General features: G+C 61.8%; 15 protein-coding genes and 2 pseudogenes. 12 read left to right on the top strand and 5 right to left on the bottom strand.

Features of this window, described 5'->3' with window-relative positions; genetic code table 11:
- The first annotated feature begins 157 nt into the window (after positions 1-157).
- The 7 genes from AU072_RS26285 (at position 158) to AU072_RS26260 (ending at position 8520) form a co-directional block, all read left to right on the top strand.
- Entirely contained in the window at positions 158-2317 is a 2160-nt protein-coding gene (locus tag AU072_RS26285; RefSeq protein WP_407937628.1) for a copper-translocating P-type ATPase, read from the top strand.
- Positions 2318-3170: 853 nt separating this feature from the next.
- Complete coding sequence (locus AU072_RS26280) at positions 3171-3578, top strand: four-helix bundle copper-binding protein (RefSeq protein ID WP_064416463.1); 408 nt, start codon at positions 3171-3173, stop codon at positions 3576-3578.
- 91 nt (positions 3579-3669) lie between these two features.
- A complete protein-coding gene (locus AU072_RS26275) occupies positions 3670-3882 on the top strand; it encodes a heavy-metal-associated domain-containing protein (RefSeq protein WP_064416462.1) in 213 nt (70 codons plus the stop codon).
- Positions 3883-4408: 526 nt separating this feature from the next.
- Complete coding sequence (locus AU072_RS26270) at positions 4409-4687, top strand: SHOCT domain-containing protein (protein WP_064416461.1); 279 nt, start codon at positions 4409-4411, stop codon at positions 4685-4687.
- Positions 4688-4964: 277 nt separating this feature from the next.
- Entirely contained in the window at positions 4965-5912 is a 948-nt protein-coding gene (locus tag AU072_RS26265) for a YncE family protein (protein WP_235629789.1), read from the top strand.
- A 1865-nt stretch (positions 5913-7777) separates the two neighbouring features.
- Complete coding sequence (locus tag AU072_RS28210) at positions 7778-8017, top strand: hypothetical protein (protein WP_133147317.1); 240 nt, start codon at positions 7778-7780, stop codon at positions 8015-8017.
- Complete coding sequence (locus AU072_RS26260; protein ID WP_120271693.1) at positions 8014-8520, top strand: hemophore-related protein; 507 nt, start codon at positions 8014-8016, stop codon at positions 8518-8520. The genes AU072_RS28210 and AU072_RS26260 overlap by 4 nt, the downstream gene beginning before the upstream one ends.
- 429 nt (positions 8521-8949) lie before the next feature.
- On the opposite strand, the gene AU072_RS26255 is transcribed toward AU072_RS26260, so the two are convergent.
- The gene (locus AU072_RS26255) at positions 8950-10194 is read right to left on the bottom strand and encodes a hypothetical protein (RefSeq protein ID WP_064416458.1); all 1245 of its coding nucleotides are present in this window, start codon (positions 10192-10194) and stop codon (positions 8950-8952) included.
- Between the two features lie 101 nt (positions 10195-10295).
- Between AU072_RS26255 and AU072_RS26250 the strand changes: the two genes are divergently transcribed.
- Entirely contained in the window at positions 10296-10652 is a 357-nt protein-coding gene (locus AU072_RS26250) for an MbcA/ParS/Xre antitoxin family protein (protein WP_064416457.1), read from the top strand.
- Entirely contained in the window at positions 10649-11215 is a 567-nt protein-coding gene (locus AU072_RS28975; RefSeq protein WP_082680656.1) for an RES family NAD+ phosphorylase, read from the top strand. Before AU072_RS26250 ends, AU072_RS28975 begins: the two co-directional genes overlap by 4 nt.
- Positions 11216-11625: 410 nt before the next feature.
- Here the strand turns inward: AU072_RS28975 and AU072_RS26240 are convergent, their stop codons facing one another.
- Positions 11626-12585, bottom strand: coding sequence for a hypothetical protein (locus AU072_RS26240; protein ID WP_064416455.1), 960 nt, complete (start codon positions 12583-12585; stop codon positions 11626-11628).
- Positions 12586-12758: 173 nt separating this feature from the next.
- Between AU072_RS26240 and AU072_RS26235 the strand changes: the two genes are divergently transcribed.
- The 3 genes from AU072_RS26235 to AU072_RS26225 all read left to right on the top strand — a co-directional run bounded on the left by AU072_RS26235 (position 12759) and on the right by AU072_RS26225 (position 16613).
- Entirely contained in the window at positions 12759-14252 is a 1494-nt protein-coding gene (locus tag AU072_RS26235) for a HEPN domain-containing protein (protein WP_133147316.1), read from the top strand.
- Between the two features lie 227 nt (positions 14253-14479).
- Positions 14480-15499, top strand: a complete 1020-nt coding sequence (locus tag AU072_RS26230) for a restriction endonuclease (RefSeq protein WP_082680657.1) — start codon at positions 14480-14482, stop codon at positions 15497-15499.
- A gap of 85 nt (positions 15500-15584) precedes the next feature.
- Positions 15585-16613, top strand: a complete 1029-nt coding sequence (locus AU072_RS26225; RefSeq protein WP_133147315.1) for a hypothetical protein — start codon at positions 15585-15587, stop codon at positions 16611-16613.
- Positions 16614-16769: 156 nt separating this feature from the next.
- On the opposite strand, the pseudogene AU072_RS26220 reads toward AU072_RS26225, so the two are convergent.
- The 3 genes and pseudogenes from AU072_RS26220 to AU072_RS26210 all read right to left on the bottom strand — a co-directional run bounded on the left by AU072_RS26220 (position 16770) and on the right by AU072_RS26210 (position 19711).
- Positions 16770-18177: pseudogene (locus tag AU072_RS26220) on the bottom strand (recombinase XerD).
- A 73-nt stretch (positions 18178-18250) separates the two neighbouring features.
- Positions 18251-18601: a helix-turn-helix domain-containing protein gene (locus tag AU072_RS26215; protein WP_064416450.1), complete on the bottom strand. Its 351-nt coding sequence runs from the start codon at positions 18599-18601 to the stop codon at positions 18251-18253.
- A pseudogene (locus AU072_RS26210) lies at positions 18598-19711 on the bottom strand (tyrosine-type recombinase/integrase). Before AU072_RS26210 ends, AU072_RS26215 begins: the two are co-directional and overlap by 4 nt.
- Positions 19712-20287 lie beyond the last annotated feature (576 nt).

Here is a 20287-nt window from a genome sequence, read left to right as displayed (position 1 = left end):
CAGACACGTGTGGAACTCTACGGAACCCGATGTTGTCCTACTATGGCGGTCAGTAGGAAATCACGGTAGCCGTTTCGCCCGCCCTGATGCGCAACCGCGGGTCGGCTGCGACAGCGCCACTGGCCAGACGGGTGGCCCACAGATGTCAGGAGTTGTGATGTCTCGTCCTGAGCGCCAGCACGCTGAGACGCCCCCGGAACCGCTCGGACACTACACCTCTCACATGCACAGCCCTAGCCCGAGCGAGCACGACCCGCAGGCCGGACACGGGGAACACTTGGCTTACATCGGCCACGACGCCCCGGGCTCGGGCCATGACCGCCATGCCGGGCACGGGTCGCATGGGGAGATGTTCCGCCGCAGGTTCTGGCTCAGCTTGGTTTTGTCGGTACCGGTGGTGCTGTTCAGCCATATGGTCGCCGAACTGTTCGGCTACACGCTGCCCGCGATTCCAGGTGTCCAATGGATACCACCGATTCTGGGCACGCTCATCTTCGTCTACGGCGGTATGCCTTTTCTCACCGGTGGGTGGGCCGAGCTGAAGTCCCGTCGTCCGGGGATGATGCTGCTGATCGGTATGGCGATCACCGTCGCGTTCATCGCTTCGTGGGTTACCACCCTCGATATCGGCGGCTTCAACTTGGATTTCTGGTGGGAACTGGCGCTGCTGATCGTCATCATGTTGCTGGGTCATTGGCTCGAGATGCGCGCCCTGGGTTCGGCGTCCGGGGCACTCGACGCGCTGGCCGCGATGCTGCCCGACAAAGCCGAGAAGGTCACCGACGTCGGAATTCAGGAAGTTGCTCTCTCGGAGTTGGCATTCGGCGATCTGGTATTGGTGCGGGCCGGCGCCCGAGTGCCTGCCGACGGCACTGTAACCGACGGCCGCGCCGAGGTGGATGAATCGATGATCACCGGCGAGTCCAAGCCCGTAGCCAGACAGGTGGGTGACACGGTGGTGGCCGGCACCGTTGCCACCGATAGCGCATTGCGCGTTCGGATTACCGCGATCGGAGAAGACACCGCTCTGGCCGGCATCCAGCGCATGGTGGCCGACGCGCAGGCTTCGTCCTCGAAGGCCCAGGCACTCGCCGACAAAGCCGCAGCGTTTCTGTTCTATTTCGCCGCGGGCGCAGGCATCCTCACCTTCATCGGGTGGGCGCTGCTCGGCAACCTCGACGACGCCGTAGTGCGGACCGTCACCGTGCTCGTCATAGCCTGCCCGCACGCCCTCGGATTGGCGATCCCTCTCGTCATCGCGATCTCCACCGAGCGCGCCGCCAGGGCAGGGGTGCTCATCAAGGATCGGCTTGCCCTCGAGCGCATGCGCACGGTCGATGTCGTCCTCTTCGATAAGACCGGAACTTTGACTCAGGGGCGGCATCAGGTGACCGGCGTCGCCGTTACGAGCGGCGTCGGCGAACACCAGCTAGTGGCCTTGGCCGCAGCAGTCGAGTCAGACAGCGAACATCCCGTGGCGCGCGCGATTGTTTCTGCAGCGGACGCCCTGCCTTCCGCCGAGCGCCTCACTGCCACGGACTTCAAGTCACTGCCCGGGCGCGGGGTGCAGGCCCGCGTCCAGGGTGCCGACGTGTCGGTCGGCGGCCCTGCGATGCTGGCGGACCTGGGCCTGCCCGTACCCGACGATGTCAGCGCGGTGACCGACGAATGGGTGCAGCGGGGCGCGTCAGTACTTCATATCGCCCGAGATGGCCAGGTGCTCGGCGCGGTGGCGCTCGAGGATGCGGTTCGAGAGGAGTCCCGTCAGGCGATCGACGCCCTGCACGCCCGAGATATCAAAGTAGCCTTAATCACCGGCGACGCTCGACAGGTCGCCGACGCCGTCGCCACCGATCTGGGAATCGACGAAGTCTTCGCCGAGGTCCTGCCCGAGCATAAGGACGCGAAAGTCGCCGAATTACAGAGTCGCGGCCAGCGGGTCGCGATGGTCGGCGACGGCGTCAACGACGCACCCGCACTGGCCCGGGCCGAGGTAGGCGTCGCGATCGGTGCCGGCACCGATGTCGCGATCGAATCCGCCGGGGTGGTGCTGGCGACCAACGACCCGCGCGCGGTGCTGTCGATCATCGAACTTTCCCACGCCAGTTACCGCAAGATGTGGCAGAACCTGGTGTGGGCAACCGGATACAACATCATCGCCGTACCCTTGGCCGCCGGTGTGCTGGCCTTCGCCGGAGTGCTGATGCCGCCGGCGGCCGCCGCCGTGCTCATGTCGATCTCGACGATCGTTGTCGCGCTCAACGCGCAACTGTTGCGCCGCCTCGACCTCAATCCCGCACACCTAGCGCGCGCCTGAGCACCCCTACACCCGCGTCACGAGAGACCGTCAGCCAGGCCCATGTGGAAATCATCGCTGCATGCCTGAACCGCCGCCGGCCTCGTCGTGTTCGAGCCACCGGACACACCACACCGCATCGGGGGCATAGGAGTAACTGATTTGCGAGCGGCTCGACGATGAAAGACCATCGAGAAGGTGCGCCCGACACTTGCCCACCGTCGCGATCAACCCGGCGTGGCCGCCAATCCGTGCTTGGCGCGCCGGCGGCCGGGGTGCGCCGCACGGATCGCGCATACCATCGCGCAGTGGGCCACCGCTCTGAAAGCCGGGTCAGTCACGAGTCGCTTGGCCGTTCGGATAGGCGAAAACGATTTCGGTTGTCTGGGCATGACTTCTCCATCGGTCACAATGTGCCGACTTCGTTTGCCGCAACCAGGTGTAGCGAGAGGGGTAGTGGTGGGATCACGCTGACGCTTCTCATCCTACGGCTCTGGCACCAATAACTGGATCTTTCGTTGGTCGCGCTCTGCTGCGATACGACTGGTGCCGTATCCTTCCATGCCGACCCGCTGCTGCGAGCCGGATGCCTACGGAACCAATCTGACCCCTGGAATGCCTGCGGTGCAAGGTAACTGGCGTATCGCCTCCTGGTATCCAAGCCGCCGGCGTTCGACGCAGGCGGATGCGATCCGTCGGGTACTTGACGGCAGAGCGACCTTGTCCTACGGGGTTTGACCGTAGATGTGTGGGGTATGCGCCTTTTGTCCATGGGTTGTGGCTGTGCGGTTCGGCTGGCCGCAATCACCCGGATAGCCGCGTCTTGCTGGAACTTCGCGGCACAACACCTGACAACAGTGATGGAGTGAGGCAAATGAGCACCGCAGCTGAAATGCTGGAAACCTACCCGCAGGATCTCGGCGGCATCGACCGTGCGGCATTGACGACGTGCATCGAAACCTGTATCGAATGCGCACAGGCATGTACCGCATGCGCCGATGCCTGTCTCAGTGAACAATCGGTCCAAAAACTGACCACCTGCATTCGCACCAACCTCGATTGTGCCGATCTGTGTGAGACGACGAGTCGGGTGCTTTCGCGCCACACCGGCTACGATGCCAATCTGACCCGTTCGGTGTTGCAGGCCTGCGCCACGGCGTGTCAGTCCTGCGGCGATGAATGCGCTAAGCATGCCGAGCATCACGAACACTGCCGAATCTGCGCCGCGGTGTGTCGGCGTTGCGGGCAGGCGTGCGAACAGCTGCTCGCATCGCTGGGCTGATCGCTGCGAAACCTCCCGACGGCACAAGCGGCGACCACAATACACCGGGTGAGCCGGCCGATGGTCCCCCATGAGAAGGAGGAATGCACCAATGGCCACAGTCGAATACCGCGTTTCCGGCATGACATGCGGGCACTGCGAGGTGTCGGTGCGCGAGGAAGTCAGATCCCTGGCCGGCGTCAAGCATGTCGAGGTGAGCGCTGCCACCGGCAAACTGGTTGTCACCAGTGAGGAGCACATCGCCGATGCGGCCGTCATGGCGGCCGTAGACGAGGCCGGATACACCGCCGTGCGGATGACCTGAGGACGTCCAGGCGCAGCAGCGGGACCCCCACGGTGCCTCGACGCCACTACGCTCAGCCGAACCGGCCCAGGTGCTGACGCGGGTTGCGCCAGCGGGCAGCTCTCTGCCACGGCTCCTCATGGCGATTCAGGGAGGTTGCAACCGCTCGAATCGCGCCGGGGATGTGTGACGCTCCCTGCGCTTCCAGCGCGCCCTTCGAAAGCCGCTTCGGTGGCTGCAGGCGTGGCAGTCTTGGCATGAACGACACGGCCATACGCGAACTTTCGCTACCTGTCTCAGATCGTGCTTTCGCTATCTACTATTTAGTTTAGTATGTGCTGGGGCGGCTGGGGCGCTGGTCCGTTCTCCCTAGCTCGGGTGGCGCCTCAGTCGTTCTTACATGCCAACCGGCGCTGATGCGAAGGCCATCGAGGTCGCGAGAAGCATTGTGCTGGCCGAGGACACGACACCGAGCCTACGAATTGCAGACTGCAGATCATCAGGCGAAGGCACTAGGTCATAAGACAGTAGGAGAGGTGACATCGGAATGCATGGCGATGACGGGTGGATGTGGCATGACGGCTGGGGCTGGGGCGGCTGGGCGTTAATGGTTTTCGCGATGGTATTGGTGTTGGCGGCGATCCTCACGGTCGTGGTGCTGGCCATGCGCTATCTGACTCGTAACAGCACTTCTTCGCCGCCTAGTTACTCACCCTTCGGCCGGGCCGAAGATGTGCTCGCCGAACGCTACGCGCAGGGTGAATTGGATGACGACGAGTACCGTCGGCGCCTCAGCGTGCTCAGGAAGCATAGGGAAGCACCATGAACGGCTTTCGTCTGGCGCTGGGGAAGTCTATTGCCTTCGGCGAGACCGGCTGTCTTCCGGTGGACTCGCTATGTGCCGCATCGCCTGAAGCGAATTTCGGTCTATGAGTAAATGGGGAGTTCTGCTACATCCAATAGCCGTAATTGCTGTGCTGGCAATGGCGTTGGCGAGTTGCTCAGGCGAAGCGGATGGACCCGCGAGACAGGAAGGCCCATCGCCCGAGCCGGCTGGCAGCGTAACCGGCTCGGTATGGGTAGCAAATGAAGACGGCGACAGCATGACGGTCATCGATGCGTCGACGAACGCTGTGATCGCCACGCTCGACGGGATCGAGGAGCCGCACAACGTTCAAGTGGGCGCTGGCGGGGACACCGTGTACGCGGTCAGCGGCAGCGAAAATCTATTGGTGGCGATCGACGCAGCGACGTTTGCGGTCGCGGCAACCGCCCCAACCGGTGCAGAGCCTGCGCACGTCATCGAAGCAAACGGCAAGGTCTACGTGACCAATGCAGCTGATGGCACGGTGTCGGTGTACCGGTCTCCTGGCCTGCAGCCGACCGGCCGCATCACGCTTGGCGGGATGCCGCACGGTCTGCGACCCGCCGGTGACGGCTCGGTCATCGTTGTGGCCAACACCATGGCCGGTGCGCTCGATGTGATCGATCCCGCCACTGACACGCTGTTGGGCTCGGCCCCGGTGGGCAGGGGTCCTGCTCAGGTAGCCGTCACCGCCGATGGCCGTTATGCCTACACAGGTATCAGTGAACCGTCGTCGGTGGCGAAGGTGGATCTGGCTACTCGGACGGTGGTTGGTACCGCACCCACGCCGACCTCGCCAGTCCAGGTCTTTCTGACTCCCGATGGAGAAACAGTTGTGTCCGCAGACCAGGGCACACGCGATCGACCAGGAAACACCGCGTCGGTGATCGACACCCGTTCAATGACTGTCCGCAGCAGAGTAGACACCGGTTCCGGACCCCACGGTGTCGTTATCGATGACACGGGCACACGGGCATGGGTGACCAACAGCTACAGCGACACAGTCTCGGTTATCGAATTGGCCACGTCTTCGGTGGGGGCAACGGTTCGAACCGGCGCCGAGCCCACCGGCATCAGCTATTCGGTCCGCCGCCCTGCGCCTGGCGCGTCCACAACGACGACATTGAAGGTGCCAGAACCGGCGACCAGCAATCGAAAAGAGCCGTCCAACGACCACGGGCATTAGCCGCAGACCACACCGACTGCAATTTGCGACGCGTCCATCGGTCGTGTCCGGCGGTGGGCTTGCGTGATTCGCATGACCAAGTCGCTCGCCATAAGAACAGCTTGCTCGAGTTCGGTCTGGACATCACGGAGGTCATCGCGGTCTCCCCGTTCGTCCTTTGGTGTTGCTTCGGCTCGTCGGCGCCCTAGAAAGTTGCTTGGCCGTCAGGTGCAGTGGCAACTGGCCGGCATCTTCGGTGCCGCCGGTATCCCGGCCACGCTCGTGCCGACAGTCAGGTAACTCCTCAGGGGTCGCACCACGTAAGACCTCATGTTGGGGCCCTGCTGTGGCGAGACACCGCCGCGATGATCATCGCAGGGTGGCAGATGCTCTCTCACTCCGGCGCGCGAGCACCGCCTGCGGGGAACACGCCGCAATGTTCGTGTTTTCTACATGTTTGACTCGTCCGAGTCTGGCCGGTCGGCCAGGAATCGTTTCCGAAAAGGGCGCCCGCCGCCCTGTGACTAGGGGTGACTATCTGCATTACCGTCGTGGCCGGTCTTGGAATGCGGGATCGGTTGGGGGGGCAGAGTTCCCGGATCCCGCCCCAGGCGGGCGCATTCCGCGGGTGTAGTGCACGGCCGTCCCAACACCGCTGGTACGTCGGGGTTCCCGGGGATGGTGCCTTGCGGTGTTCTGGGAACGAGGTGGGGCACACACGTCCCGGTCAGCGGATCTGGTTCCTCGCCGGATACACACGGTTGCGCTGACGCGGTCGGCTCGTCGGTCACCGCAGGGACGAGGGTCAACAGCAGCCCGGCCACGGCTGCAATCCCTACCCTCACAAGAAGTCGCCGCACGGGATTGTCGATAGCCATCACGATGCTCTCTGTCGATGAGGCCCGCTGGAAGTTTCCATGGGGTTACCTAGTACTAACAATGTCAATACTAGCGATGGTGGCGTCGGGGGCCAAGGCGTGCCCACGACGTCTGCGAGGCCGCTCACTGCGGGAACAAACTAAGACCATCGCATCAGGTCGTGATCTTCGTATGTGATCGTTCGCCCCTTAAGACTCTTCACCTCAGTACTGCATGCGTTAGTAATAACGGGGGCTTCGTCCCAGCCAACAAAGGCGTGTCTTTGGTCGCCGGTACTGGAGGCTCCGGTCGGACCGGTGAGACCGTGACCGGGAAGCCCGATCCGGTGCATGAACCGTCTGTGCGGTTGGTCGGCCTGACTGGTCGCCCGAACGACCGGGGCCCATGATGACCGTAGCGCGATCTGTCAGCGATGTCGTGAGCTGTGATGTTCTACACCGGATGGCCGGTCCAGCGCACCGGTTGGCTGGCTCACTGCAGCCGGAGATGGACAGTCTCATCACCATCGTCACCGTCGGCGCCCTACGGCTACAGCTTGCTCGTCGACTGAGGAATCGAAGTTGAGCCGAGCGTGGCCGCGTTATGTCGGCGGACAACGTGGCTGAACCGCATGCGCATCGCGTGGTCGGCCATGGGGCCCTGGGCTCCGCAGGAAGAGGGCGCCGCAGAGCGCCCTGGAGCCAGGCAGCCGCCGCGATGTGAACCGTAATCTTGCCGCCTATCCGCGTCGACGCTGCGTTCTTCGGTCGGTCTTCTCGATTGCGCCCTTGACATCTCGCCCCGTCGGGGAACCTGGTCGCTTTAAAAGCGGTTCTGCTGGCTCACCGTTAGACGGATTCTCTCTACCCGGCGTTTAAAGAAGTATGGACCTACTGCGTAGATCCCCGATAGAGTATAAAACGGCATCACCATTTGTCGATGAGGACGTCCATGCAAGACAGCGTGGACCATCGGCGCCGACGCAAGAAGGGGAGGGATTCCTTGTCCTCAAGTGCGCTTCGGCCATCGTGACGCTGCCGCAGTCGGCGATTCACGCGCCGCAGCATCATGCTTATTTGCTGGACGGGCACCTGGCCGGCGAGCGGCCCGGCTGGTTTAGTCCCCGCTTCGGCGGAGGAAGCGTCTACTCCGGAACCGGCACTGCAAGGGTGTCGACTCGCCAGTTCTGGATCAACGCGGAATTCAAGTGCAGTGTTTGGAGTAAGAATGGCCTGGAATCACAGGCAACTCAAAAGGAGGCATTATGACAGTGAGCAGGCGCAACCTTTGCGGCCGCGTTCCACGGGGTGTGGTTGGCGCAGCCCTTGGCGGCGTGGCGGCGGGAATGTTGGCATTGGCGGCAGCCGGTGCTGCGGGTGCGCAGCCACCGCCGCCGGATCCGTGTTCTCCGGCAGCGGTGATGCGGGCACACGCCGCCGCTATGAACCAGATGGCCGGCTATCTAGATTCCCGTCCGGACGTCCAGCAGCTGTTCATCGATGCTCGAGGCAAGGCAACGCCCCAGGAGCGTCAGGCCGTGATCAAGGCCTTCACGGACACCCACCCAGACGTCGCGGCCACGTTCCATAACATCCACCAACCGGTCAGCGATCTGAACGCGAGGTGCGGCCTGCCCATGCATCAAGGCATGATGCCCGGCGACATGGGGACTGGGGGAATGATGCCCGGTGACATGGGGACGGGGGGAATGATGCCCGGCGGTATGGGGACTGGGGGAACGATGCCAGGCGGGATGGGGACTGGACAATAAGTCGTGCGCGATGGTCGCCTGATCATCAAAACAGCCAGAGGAAGGTTGTGACGCGAAGTACGTTCTCTTGCTGCTCGACAGGGCAGACTTCAAGAGGTAGGTGTCATCGGTAGGCGCCAGCTCAAGCGGTGCGCGGTCTCTGTGAGGGCAGACCGATCTCGCCGGAGCTTGGCCGCCCACCGACATGACCAATTTCGCTTATGAACTTGCTCTGTGCGGAGGGGTCTCAGCTACTGGTAACCCGCCATATTCGATACCGCCGTATTCCTCCAATTTGATACAGCGTGTATGCCAGCCGGGCCGTCTGCGCGGAACCTATCCTTGAGATGCACTCCACGCTACGAAACCCGAACTGCGTGGCAGACGAACGAGAACTTGGCGGCCGAATTGATCTACGGCGCTACGCTCCAGATCGAGCCTGCCTTCTGTTTAGCCGGCGCGACGGTCGCTTTGAACTCGAATGGCATCAGCAACGGTGGCTACTGCCCGAAAACTTGACTCGGGAAGTCGATCCTTGATTTCTGTCTTGGCGAGGACTTCGTTCGCTGAGCGAGCGACATCTGCTGCCCGCTCAGCGAGCCGGGCGACGTGGTTGAGCCGCCAGGCTGCATCGGGCATTTTGTTGAGCTCATCGAGTTCACGAGCGCGCGATCGCACGGCGTGCTGGCGCCAGTCCGCAGTCATGCTGGAGGCTCCGTTAGGGCAACACGCAGGGTCTGTGCAGGTAAGGCTCCCTCGCAGGTGGCCATTATTGATCAGCACTTCTGCCACCCGGCCGGATACACTGCGCCCGAACCGGCTCAAATAGATGTGCCGGGGCATCTTGAGTTCTTTCTTCTTGTCAGGCGGTGGCGGCGGCTTAGGCCTCCGAGTACGGGAAAGCTGCGCGAAGTCACAGCGCTCGTCGACTCCCGGCCCGGTCTGATAGCCAACTGCCCCGGCAGCAACTGCAGCGAGACCGTATTGGCCCTGACGCCAGGCGATTACCGGCGCCGCCGCGCTTAGATGCCTGACGGTGGCCAAGTATGAGCCGATCCGGTCCTCGGTATCGCCATTTTTGGCACGGCTAGACGATAAGGCCACGGGCATGTATCGGACGTTGAGGCTGGCCAGGCTGCGGAGAAACTCGTCGACGCCCGTATCCCAATACTTCCGAGCGCCAAAGCTTTTCAAGCTTCCGACAAAAATTGGTGCTACTGGCAGGTTGATTCCTTCACTTTTCAGGTATTCCGCGGATGTCCTGTTGGCCACCAGCTGAACCCGAAACCAGGGATCGTCTGGAGACTTCGCGTAAAAATACGGGGGCACCAAGATCGTTGCGCCACGGTTGAGTTGAAACGCGATCGATTTCTGCACAAGCGTCGCAAGTGCTGACTCGTCCAAGAAGTACTCAGCCGAAAACGCGTGAGAGTCGGCGAAATCGAGCGTAGCCCAGCCCTTATCGGCGACCTGCTCATCCTGGAACAGGTGCGTTAGCGGGTCGACAATCAGCGGTAGACCGGCCCCCTCGGCGGCCTGACGCAAGGCCGGCTGGGCGTCAGCCGTCGGAGCGTCAACGACAAGACCCCGCATCGGCACTGCGCGCCCACCGAACGGCACGCCTGCGGTCGCCGGCGCCAGAAGCTCGTCGACAACGAGGTTGTCGGACCGACCAGCACGCACGAAGAGGTTCACGAGACCCCTCCTATCCAGGGGATTTCCTATTGATCCAAATCTTATTGCGAAGTATAGTACGAAGTACAGAACGAATCTTATCACGAACCTTGAGGAGAAGCATGAACATGGCCGCGGGCAAGGCGCAGTCCCTCGTTTACACCAGGGTCGTGGCTGACGCGCGTCGCGGACTGACAGTGAGTGAGATCGGAGGGGTCACCGGTGTCAGCGAGAGGGCCGTCCAGAACTGGGCGGCCGGCAAGAGCAAACCGGAGGGCGATTCACGGGAGCGTCTACTTGAACTCAAGTACGTCATAGAGGGTCTGGCCGATGTCTACGAAGACGAAGGAATCGAGATCTGGTTGCACTCACGGCAACGGAGCCTCAGGGGTCGATCACCATTGGAGCTCTTGAGGGAGGGACGGTTCACTGAAGTACTTGACGCCGTCGACCGGCTGGCTGGTGGTCCCAAGCGATGAGCCGAGCCAGAACTCTAGCGGAGCGAGTTGCCGGAGTCGGTGGTGCCGATGTCGCTGGTGTGTTTCTTCGCCACGCGGCGTGTAATCGCGATGCGTTCGCAGGCGGATATGGCGGTCGGTGGGGAGAGTTGTTTCCAGTCGTATATCTGGGCAGACCCCTCGACAGTTGCATTGAAGAGGCGTACCGCCATCTTGTGGACGACGCCGGAGTGCCGGCGCGTTTGGTGAAGCCGCGCGTCTTGTACCGCGTCCGAGTCGATGTTGAGAACGTCCTGGATCTACGCTCGGCGGATGCGCGATCGGAAGTGGGGTTGGCCGACGCCGACATCGCTTCGGATGTGGGCAATTATGCGGCGTGCCAACGTGTCGCGGCGACCGCTCACCAGCTTGAGTACCACGGGATAATTGTCCCTGCGGCAACTGGGCTGGGCGAAACACTCGCTGTGTTCCGTCAGCGGGTGCGCATTGCCGAACTCCCGACAGTTGTCGATGAGCAGCAATGGGCTACACTCCCGCCGCGCCCAGGCTCACAATCAGCGCGTCTAACTATTGTGAGCGACTAACCCTCATGAGCTGAAAGGCGGCTACTAACAACTGGTAGCCGGCGGTGGGGCAGGAGGCCTAAACCGAAGGCCGTTGCGGCACAAGAATTACATTGCGCATGGGGCGAGTGGTTGTCAATTATGTTGCAGCACAGCGTGATAACGATTGCGACAATAACCGTAACTCGCCGTATTCGATCCGGCCGTATTGCCGTACTGTAGGCACCCAGATCAGTTTTGGGCGACAGAGGAGTGTCGCGCCAGTTGGTCGAAATCGTCTCAAGGAAACAAGTCACCGCGGCGTGGCGAGATCGTTTGCTGAGATGCGGAAAGGGTTGCTCTTGCGCGATGGCCAATCAGCTCAAAGAGCGGGAACACGGACTTGCCAGACATCCGCGGTCTGGCTGAGCGGCGCGAGGCAATGCTCCGGATCACTTGGCCTCGTTGCCGGGATACGGCCGCATGTACAACATGCTTGGCGTGGGGTGGTTGCCCTGCAGCACCCGTTGAGCCACGGTGGGATCGAGGTGCTGACCGTATGTGGACTCCGCGATCTCGATCAGCTCCGACAGGGAGTGCACCGTTAGTGCCTTAGCCGGGTCCCCTGGACTTTCGTGGGTGTGGAGCCATGCAGTATTCGCCTCGGGGATGTAATGCGCCAGTGCGCTATAGGTCGACCCAGTTCCCGGAATGGGCAACCGGACATGGCGAGTGGGATCGGCTCCTTCGGCCAAGGAGGCCGTTAGGGTGGTCTGCCCTCCCTGTTTCTGAACGATGGTGGCGTGGATGTCGTCTGGCATCATGACGGCTGTATCGGGCATGAAGCGAAAGGGTTTACCGTTCCTTCCGCTGACGCGAACTAGATATCCCCCGACGGTCTCGACGTCTTCCCAAGCGATCAGGCTGGTCATGGCGGTAAAGAATCGATTTTCTAATTCCAGATCGGCCGGCGCCGAAGGATCTTGGAAGACTTCGCTGAACGCGCTGAATGCTTGGCGGTCTCCAATCCATCCGGTCTGGATTGCGGTTCGATCTTCTTGTTCCCCATGGGAAATCACGGTGATTCGAGGTGTGGGTTTACGCGCGACTACCAGGAAGCTCTTCGAAGCTCCTGCTGTTTCATGCATTTCGGCTGAAAGTGAACGTAACGCATCCTCGATTCCATCAATAGATCGACCACGCAGTTCGGCTACCCGGTTGACTGCGGATGCGGGAGTGTCCCCGGCGAAGCCGACGACGACGTCGTCGTCGACGATCACGACCTTCTGGCCAGGATTGCCCAACGTCTGCCGGTTGGAGGTGTCGTCGTTCTGGTCAGTAATCTTGGTGTCGGAGAACAATGTCACTTTCCCGGCATCGGGATCTATCACTTTTGCGATCACAAACGTCATATCTCGTCCTTGCACGCTGCATCCGCCGATGTCAACGACGCTCCACGTGTCAGGTTCTCCTGACGCGGCAGCGCATCCTGTCGGACGTAGCCGTACCAGGCTGAGCCGCACTCCGTGCCAGCTGCCGCATCGTGTCTCCATATTCTGCGGACAGCCTGGCCTAGATTCGGGTGATGGCCGATCGTTTTCCGGATCAGGTTGCCGAAACCATCGGACAGTTCCAGGTGGTGTCGCGTCCTCCCGCCGACGGCACAACCGAGCAAGTCGATGTGCCGCAGCGCACCGGTGTGTTGCGCTTCCGGGACAATGCGGTCGAACTCGAAGTGAGTCCTGGATTCAATCCAGTTGTGTCCTGGACCCGGCGCGGGCCAGGTTCGTGGGCCGGTGGGCCGCCCGAGGAGCGCATCACCGACGGTGCCGTTGTTCTGGGAGCTATCGCCCGCCAACCGGGGGAAGTGTCGTTGTGGGGAGTTCGCAGCGTAAGTCGGCAGCTGCTGGGGTTTCCTTCACCCCAGCAAGAGGAGCAGCGCAGCCGCGAGGTGCTGGCGGCGGACTGGTGCCTTGTCGGCGCGCTCCTCTCGAGTGACGACACCGGGTTCAACAAGGTGGAACTGGATGTGACCGGGCTGCACTCGTTCGCAGACATGCCAAGCGTCCGTGTGGAGATGGCGGAGTGGGGCAAAGTGCCTATGTCGTTTGTGTATGACCCGCCAGATGCCGCAGCCGGAGCGACGTCGACACCGATACCCGGGGAGGTGCGGTTCGACCCTCGGGCGACATTGCCGGCGTTCGGAGGCCCGGACATCAGTGTCACTACAGACACACGATTGATGATGTCCTTCGAGGGGGGTGTGCCACTTCCGGTGGTGGTGTCCGACGTCTCGATTCCGATCACGAGTTTGCTGACGATCCTGCATGGCGCCGACTGCCGGGTGCGTCGGTTGAGTGTTTCGACGCCGGCTGGAGATTCGGCAGATGTTTACGGGCACATTGTCGATGTGGATGCACCCCGCGACACAGCTGGGGATGTTCTGACTACCCTGGCCAGGGCTGGCGGCGCCGACTTCGTCGGCCGGTGGCTTGATTTGGCGAAGCGGACCTCTCCGGTGCCGCAGATCTTGGCCGCCGCGTACTCCGGTGAGTTCGCCACTGTGGAGGCGGAGGCACTCTACTTGTGCACAGCAGCGGAGACCTTGCACCGTCGATTGAATCCAGATGAGCGGCGATGGACCGCTGAGGCTGTCGAAGACGGGCTATTAGGGCTGGCGGGGGCCACGATGCCGGACGAGGTCCGACAAGCACTCAAACAGGCACTGAGCCAGTACCTCTTCGAGCCTTCGTTCCCGATGCGGATCGAGGCACTAGCCACCCGCGTCGCTGCGGTGCTTCCCGGCTGTGTGGGCCGGGTGAATCGGTGGAAACGGGCGGTGACCGACCAGCGAAACGCGCTCGCCCATGGATTACCCCCACCAGGTAGCGGAATCGACCTCACGAAGATGCACGCCATATCGAGGTCGCTGCGCTGGGTCCTGACCGTTTACTTGTTGCTGGAAGCGGGCGCCCCCGCTGAGCAAGTTTCAGAGTCGACCCAGGCGAATGAACGATACGAGCGCGACTGGCGGAACTGGCGCCGAGTGTGGCCAAGAGTTTTCGCGGATCCAGTTTAAACGCCAATAGCAGCGAATACCGTTGTACAGCAACGGAATATAGAGTTTTCCGATAACCTGCCATATTCGATTTCGCCGTGTTCTTGGGTCCCCCCGGGGGCGCCGAAGATTAGTAGCCCTGGGGGGTGAAGGGCCTGAGGGACGATTTCGCAAAGCCCCTTTTGAGCGTCCAGCGTGTCCACGGCGATGTCGGACCTTCGCCGTACCCTGGGGTCAACGTTTGCTCTATGGGAGATGTCAACATGCCGAAACGATCTAACGAGTTTCAGCGTCTAGTGGCGATGCTGACCATGCTGAGGAGTGACGGCGCGACCGTGCACGAATCAGTCGAAGTGATGGAGATTGCCTCGCAAGAATGTCGCGAGGTCGACGTCGTGGCCTTCGGGAAGGTCGCTGGCCATCAGAGCGCAGTTTTCATTGAATGCCGCGACTGGAAGCGCCCACAGGACGTCCAGTGGGTAGAGCAAGCTCGTACGAAGTTCGATGATTTAGGCGCGAACGTGAAAATTCTCGTGTCGTCGAGCGGATTTACGAAGACGGCGCTGGCGAAAGCTGCTCGCTATGGAATCAAGACAATCACGACCGGTGAAGTCACGCCCGAGTTCGTCGGAAAGGTCGTCAACAGTGCTGATAGCGCCCAATATTGGCATTGGGTCACCCTCGTGCAGAAGGCAATCGTCGTCATCACTCGCGACGGTGTAACCCAGCAGCAAGAGCTGCCCGGAAACGTTCCGGTTTTGTACGCCGACGGTTCAGAAGCTTCGATGTTCGAAGACCTCGTAAACCATGTCACGCGACAGCACACGTGGGCTCACGACCGGTGGGAGGAGGTGGCACGCAAAGGGGAGGAGCTGTACGGCGAAGGCAAAGTGAAGTACGTCGCAACAGCCGATGGGCCGGAGCCGAGATCCAACGGCCAGAAGGTGTATGTCAAAGGGATCTCGCACGTGTCGGGCCAGGAAGAACTGTTCGAGATCGCCAATGTCATCGTCACTTTCGAGGCCAAATGGACCGTGGCAGATGTGCCTCTAGCCCACGGTGAGTACGACGGAACATATTTCTCCACGGGCACAGCGCCCTTCGGTGAGGGCAACACGGTGCAGTTGGTCTATGCAGAAACTCCCCAGGGCGAATTTGATGTAATCGGCCGCCTCGACGGCACCCTCGACACACTTGGAATCCAGATCCCGGCCGAAACCGCTGATCCCGCGACTGATACGCCCGAGTCGGCCAACCGAGGCGGGTAGGTTGAGGGCCGCTCAGCCCGGCAGCGTCTATGCGGCAACCGCGCCGATCCCGCGGTTGTCGGTGGCGATTGGCAGAATTTCCTCGGTGAGCTCTAGTGCGCCAAGTTGCCGCATTGTCTACGACGACGAGTTTCGCTCTGACTTTGCGGAAGGGTTGCGACGAGACCCCTCGACGGAAGCGATGCAGCGAGGGTTCGAGGAACTCGCCGACACGCTAGGCAAGTTGGTGGACCGCCCCGACGAAGTGTCACTCGTCGTGGCAGTCAGCTTGGCCTCGGCCGTCCAACGCAGGCAGCCGGGAGTCGCCTACCACAGCGATAGGGGCACGGGTACCGTCGCGGCCCGGACGATGCGGCGTGCCGACGGCCGTGTTGAGGTGATTATTGAGAGCGGCTTCCTCACGGAGGTCGACGCATACGGCCAGGGGCGTTTCACAGCAGCGGGCCAGCCTCAACTGAGCCGCCACGGGCTCGCTCAGATGAGGAAAACGATCATTCATGAGGCACAGCACGCCACTATGCACCAGCGCAATTCGGGCTACGACCAATTTGAGGTCGGCGAGCATGCCGGCGACTACCCCCGCTGGGATTACGCTGTCGCGGCCAAGATTCTCGACGAGTACCGAGCGGAGTGGAACGCCGCGCAGCACGACTCGAGGCAGCCGCCATCGGTAAACGACGTCCTGGATGTGCTCGGTCATCTCGGTTCCGAACTCGCTGCCGCCGACGCGCGATACCAAGCGCGGCCGGACCCGGCAGCTGTCGCCACGTTGATGGAGGACGTCTACAACGCGTGCGCCGCATACTGGACCTGGATGGCCTACTGGGCTGCGCAGTTTCGCGGCAATCAGATCCTCGTAGGCGCTGAGATCCAGAATCTCAATCTGTGGAAGCGCTACGTCGGGTCGACGTGGGAAGGGCTGATTCAGATCCTCGATGAGGTTCCGATTGAGGACCTCGGCGCTCCCGAAGCGAAGCTCCGTCAGGCCGCGGCGCGTGTCGCGCACCATTGGGTACCGCAGTCGCTGCACCAGATCGGCTTTCGCCATGTAGTCACTCCAGGCGGCGAGGCGTTCTACATCGACGACCACGATTTTCCGAGCGAACGAAGTTGAAAGCACGCGGCCGCCGAGTTAACTCAAAACACGCGATCACCGAGATCGGTTAACTCTTGGTGCAGGTGATAATTGGTGTGGCACAGTGACTTTGTGGGTAACCACCGTATCCGACTCGGCCGATTGGTCGGTGTAGTCACGATACGGTCGTGACCGCTAGGTGACGTAGCGTGCCCATGGTTGGGCCGCCAGTTGGGCATGTCGGTGGGTGCAGTTGTGGCTGTAGCCCAATAGATTTGCTACGACGGGAGGGGTTATCTCGGCGACGAGGTTCTGCAGGGCGGAGTTGCGCGCTCCGAGCAGGTCGATACCCAGGGTGCGCAGGGCCATCATCATGGTGTGCGGATCGAGGTGCTTGCCGGCACGGTGGCCGGGGAATAGCCATGGGTTGGTGATCATGCCGCCGGCGGTTCGAAGGTTGGGACGGTCTTGCAGGTGCTCTTTGAGCATGTTGGCGAAGGGTTCAGGTACCGGGACAGGTTCCGCCCCAAGCGATATGCGCGTCTCGCGGGGATCGACAACGATCGCCGCTGTGGTCAGGGCGACGATTTTCATCAGGGGTTGGGCGTAGAGCAGCAGCAGTGTGCCGGTGACACGGTAGGGCAGTGATTCCACGTCACCGGTCAGCAGCTTTTTGACCCATGCCAGTCGCTGGTCTTGGGTTAGCACGCGGCTGCTCCGGGCCTGTGGGGCGGCGAGGTGCAGCGCGGTGTTGATTTTGCTTTTGGTGGCCCACACGACGAACGTGCGGATCTTGGTGCGGGTTGTCGGTCCGGTGGCTAGCCACTCGTCGATATCTTGCTGTTGGCAGGCGGCTGCGGTGCGGTGATGGGTTTCATGCAGCCAGGTAAGGAATTTGATTGTCTCGTTGATCTCTTGTTTGGCCGAATGTGTTGGGCCATGGGAGCCTTGTCCAGGCTTTGAGTTTCGGCGTAGACGATGCAGATGATGCCAGGTGGCGAATTGTTCGACGGGGGCTCGAACGGCCGGCTGACAGATCGCGTTGAGTTTGGAGTCCAGCCAGCACTGGAAACGCGCGAGGCGTTCATCCCGTTGCGGAAGCAGACCGTTGTGCTCGAGAAGGCTGCGCAGATGTGAGACCTGTCTGCTTTGGCCTGCGGCGTCGAGGCCGTCGTGGCTGAGTGGGATGTCCCCTCCGGCCAGGCCGGTCATCAGGGCCCGAACGATGGGGGAGCGTTGCCAAGAGAGGATGCTCTCGGGACGGTCAACCCCACAGAGAATGTCCACGATGGTGCCCATGGTCACCGGGTCGGCGGCGCCGACGACCATCAGGGCAGTCAAGTCGTCGCGAAGCGCGCAACGGGCGCATCGTCCGCGCCGGTAGATCTGACCTTCGACGTCACAGGTTTGCGCATCGGTAATTGTTGGGGATGCGTGCGCAGGCCAGGCAGACCGGCTGAGGATCGGTGCGGTTGGCGCGCCCGGGCAGTACGCTGTCGTGTCCGCAGATCGGGCAGATGCCTTTGGTGCGCATCGCGGTGTAGAAGCAGCTATTGCAGAGCTGCTCGTCCGGCCAGGACGGGGTCCGGTTTTGGGTGGACATCCGGCCGCATCGGGTGCAGCGCCGTGTTCCTTGGGCACGGGGTCGCCCGCGTGTTCGGGATGGCTGGTTGGAGTTAATCGTCATCGCGGAGCACACGGGCGCGTCGCGGCCGCACAGATTTGTTGATCTCGACGACGTTGGGCGCAGACGACGTCGCCGCGGTCGATGAGACTTTCTTGCGTCGGACGTCGGTTGCGGTGACGGTGATGAGGTCCTCGACTCCGCAGCCGAAGATATCGCAGAGGGCAGCCATCATCTGGAGTGAAACCCGTTCGGGGCGTTGATGAACCACGCGGTATACCTGCGGGCGCGACAGCTGGATACCGCGCTCGGCGAGGCGGGGGATGAGGTCGGTGCTGTTGTGCATTCCGGCCGCGGCCATCAGCTCGGCCACCCGCCAGGTGTAATCGACTTGGCGTTTCATGAGGTCTCCTCGCCGTCGAAGGACAACGCCTCGTTGATGGTGGCATCCAGTGCCCGACGCAAGGTGCGGGTGCGAAAGTCGCTAGACACACAGGTATAGAGCGAGGTGGTGCTGGCGTGTTCGTGCCCTAGCTGGTCTTGGACGAATTTCGCATCCCAGCCATCTTCTATGAGGTGGGTGGCATAGGAGCGCCTCAAGGAGTGCAGATCCAGTCCGCCAGGCAGCTGCAGGTGGTCGTCGTCGCAGTAGCGGCGGAATCGACGCAGGAGGGTGCGTTCGGCAACCAGCGCGCCCTTCTCGCTGGGGAACAGGTCGATTCCGTCGTCGAGGTAGGGCTGGCCGTGGGCGAGCCAGTCGCCGATCACTTCAGGCGTCCAATCGAATACGGTCAGCACGCTGCGACGTTTGGGTGGGGACCCCTTCTTGGCCTTGCCGTAGCGGATCTGAACGACGCCGTAGCGGCCGAACTCAGGCGCATGCGGATTGCGGGAGAAGTCGACGGTCTGCAGGTGCCGTACCTCGTTGCACCGGAGGCCATACGAATATGCGATCTTGAACATAACCGCGTCCCGGTATGCCGGCAGCCATCCCTTGCGCCGCGACGCACCGATCAGCGCAACCTGGTCGTCAGCGTGGTCGAAGAAGTCCTGCAACTCCGCCTTGGTGAAGGCGCGTTTCTCGGGGGACTGCTCGTTGTCCTGCACGTGCGCAGCGGTGTTCCACTCGAAGAACACCTGCGCCGGGATGTGATCCGAAGCGCTGCTCGCACACTCGGTCCCAGCCGTAATCGGGATGGCTAACATAGGAGCAGAACAACTTCAGGGCGTTCTGGTAGCCGCGGATGGTGGATTGCTTGCGTCGGTGGATCGCGCGCAGATCACTGAAGAACTCCTCAGCCATTGCCGGTGTCCAGGTCCACGGGAACTCGTTGGTCACCTCGGCGAACCTCCGCACGATCCGGATTCGGCCGGCGATAGTCTCGTGGTCGAGGTTGCGGCACAGTTGCTGGTTACGCCACCCCTCGAGCATCTCCTCGACGGTCTGCGCATCGGGATGCAGCAGCGGGGCCGACCCGACGACGTACACGCGACCGCTTCTATCGACCGGCACTAGCACCCTCCCCAGCTGTCTCATCTGATGATACATTGAATCATACGATGCATCAACGCCACATCGATGGAGGCAGGAGCCTCGCCCGTAAGCGTGAAAATTTCACCCGCGAACCAGATCCTACGACCCACCCGCTCTCACACCAGGCCGTCAATCCGAATATCGTTCGCCAACAGCTGCATTCGGTGCACGCAGGCGACAGTCACACCGAACGGGTTGCGGCGACCAACTGATTCATTGGATGAAAACGGCGGCATTCTCCGTAGATAATAGAAACTATCCATGAAACGTTACGGCGAACGACTTGTCGGCGCACAAGCCCACTGCAGGGAGACGCAAAGTTCGGTACATTGCCTCACTTAGACCAGCCATCCCATGCGATAACGGAATTGCTCGGTTAAAGCTTAGGAAGCGCGCAGGTTGGCCCGTGTATTGTTGCGGGACGAGAACCTACACTGCCGGACGGCCCCTCGACCCGGTGGTCCTGCCAACCGCTCAACATCACACGCGAATCGTAACTATCGTCCAACTGCGGAGCGCCCTGAGCGTGGGTCAGCCGGAGAAAGGAACCGTTGC

It is taken from the genome of Mycolicibacterium novocastrense (genome assembly GCF_001499835.1).
GTDB lineage: Bacteria > Actinomycetota > Actinomycetes > Mycobacteriales > Mycobacteriaceae > Mycobacterium > Mycobacterium novocastrense.
Note: the sequence above shows the minus strand (reverse complement) of the source record. Positions and strands in the feature narration are given on the sequence as shown.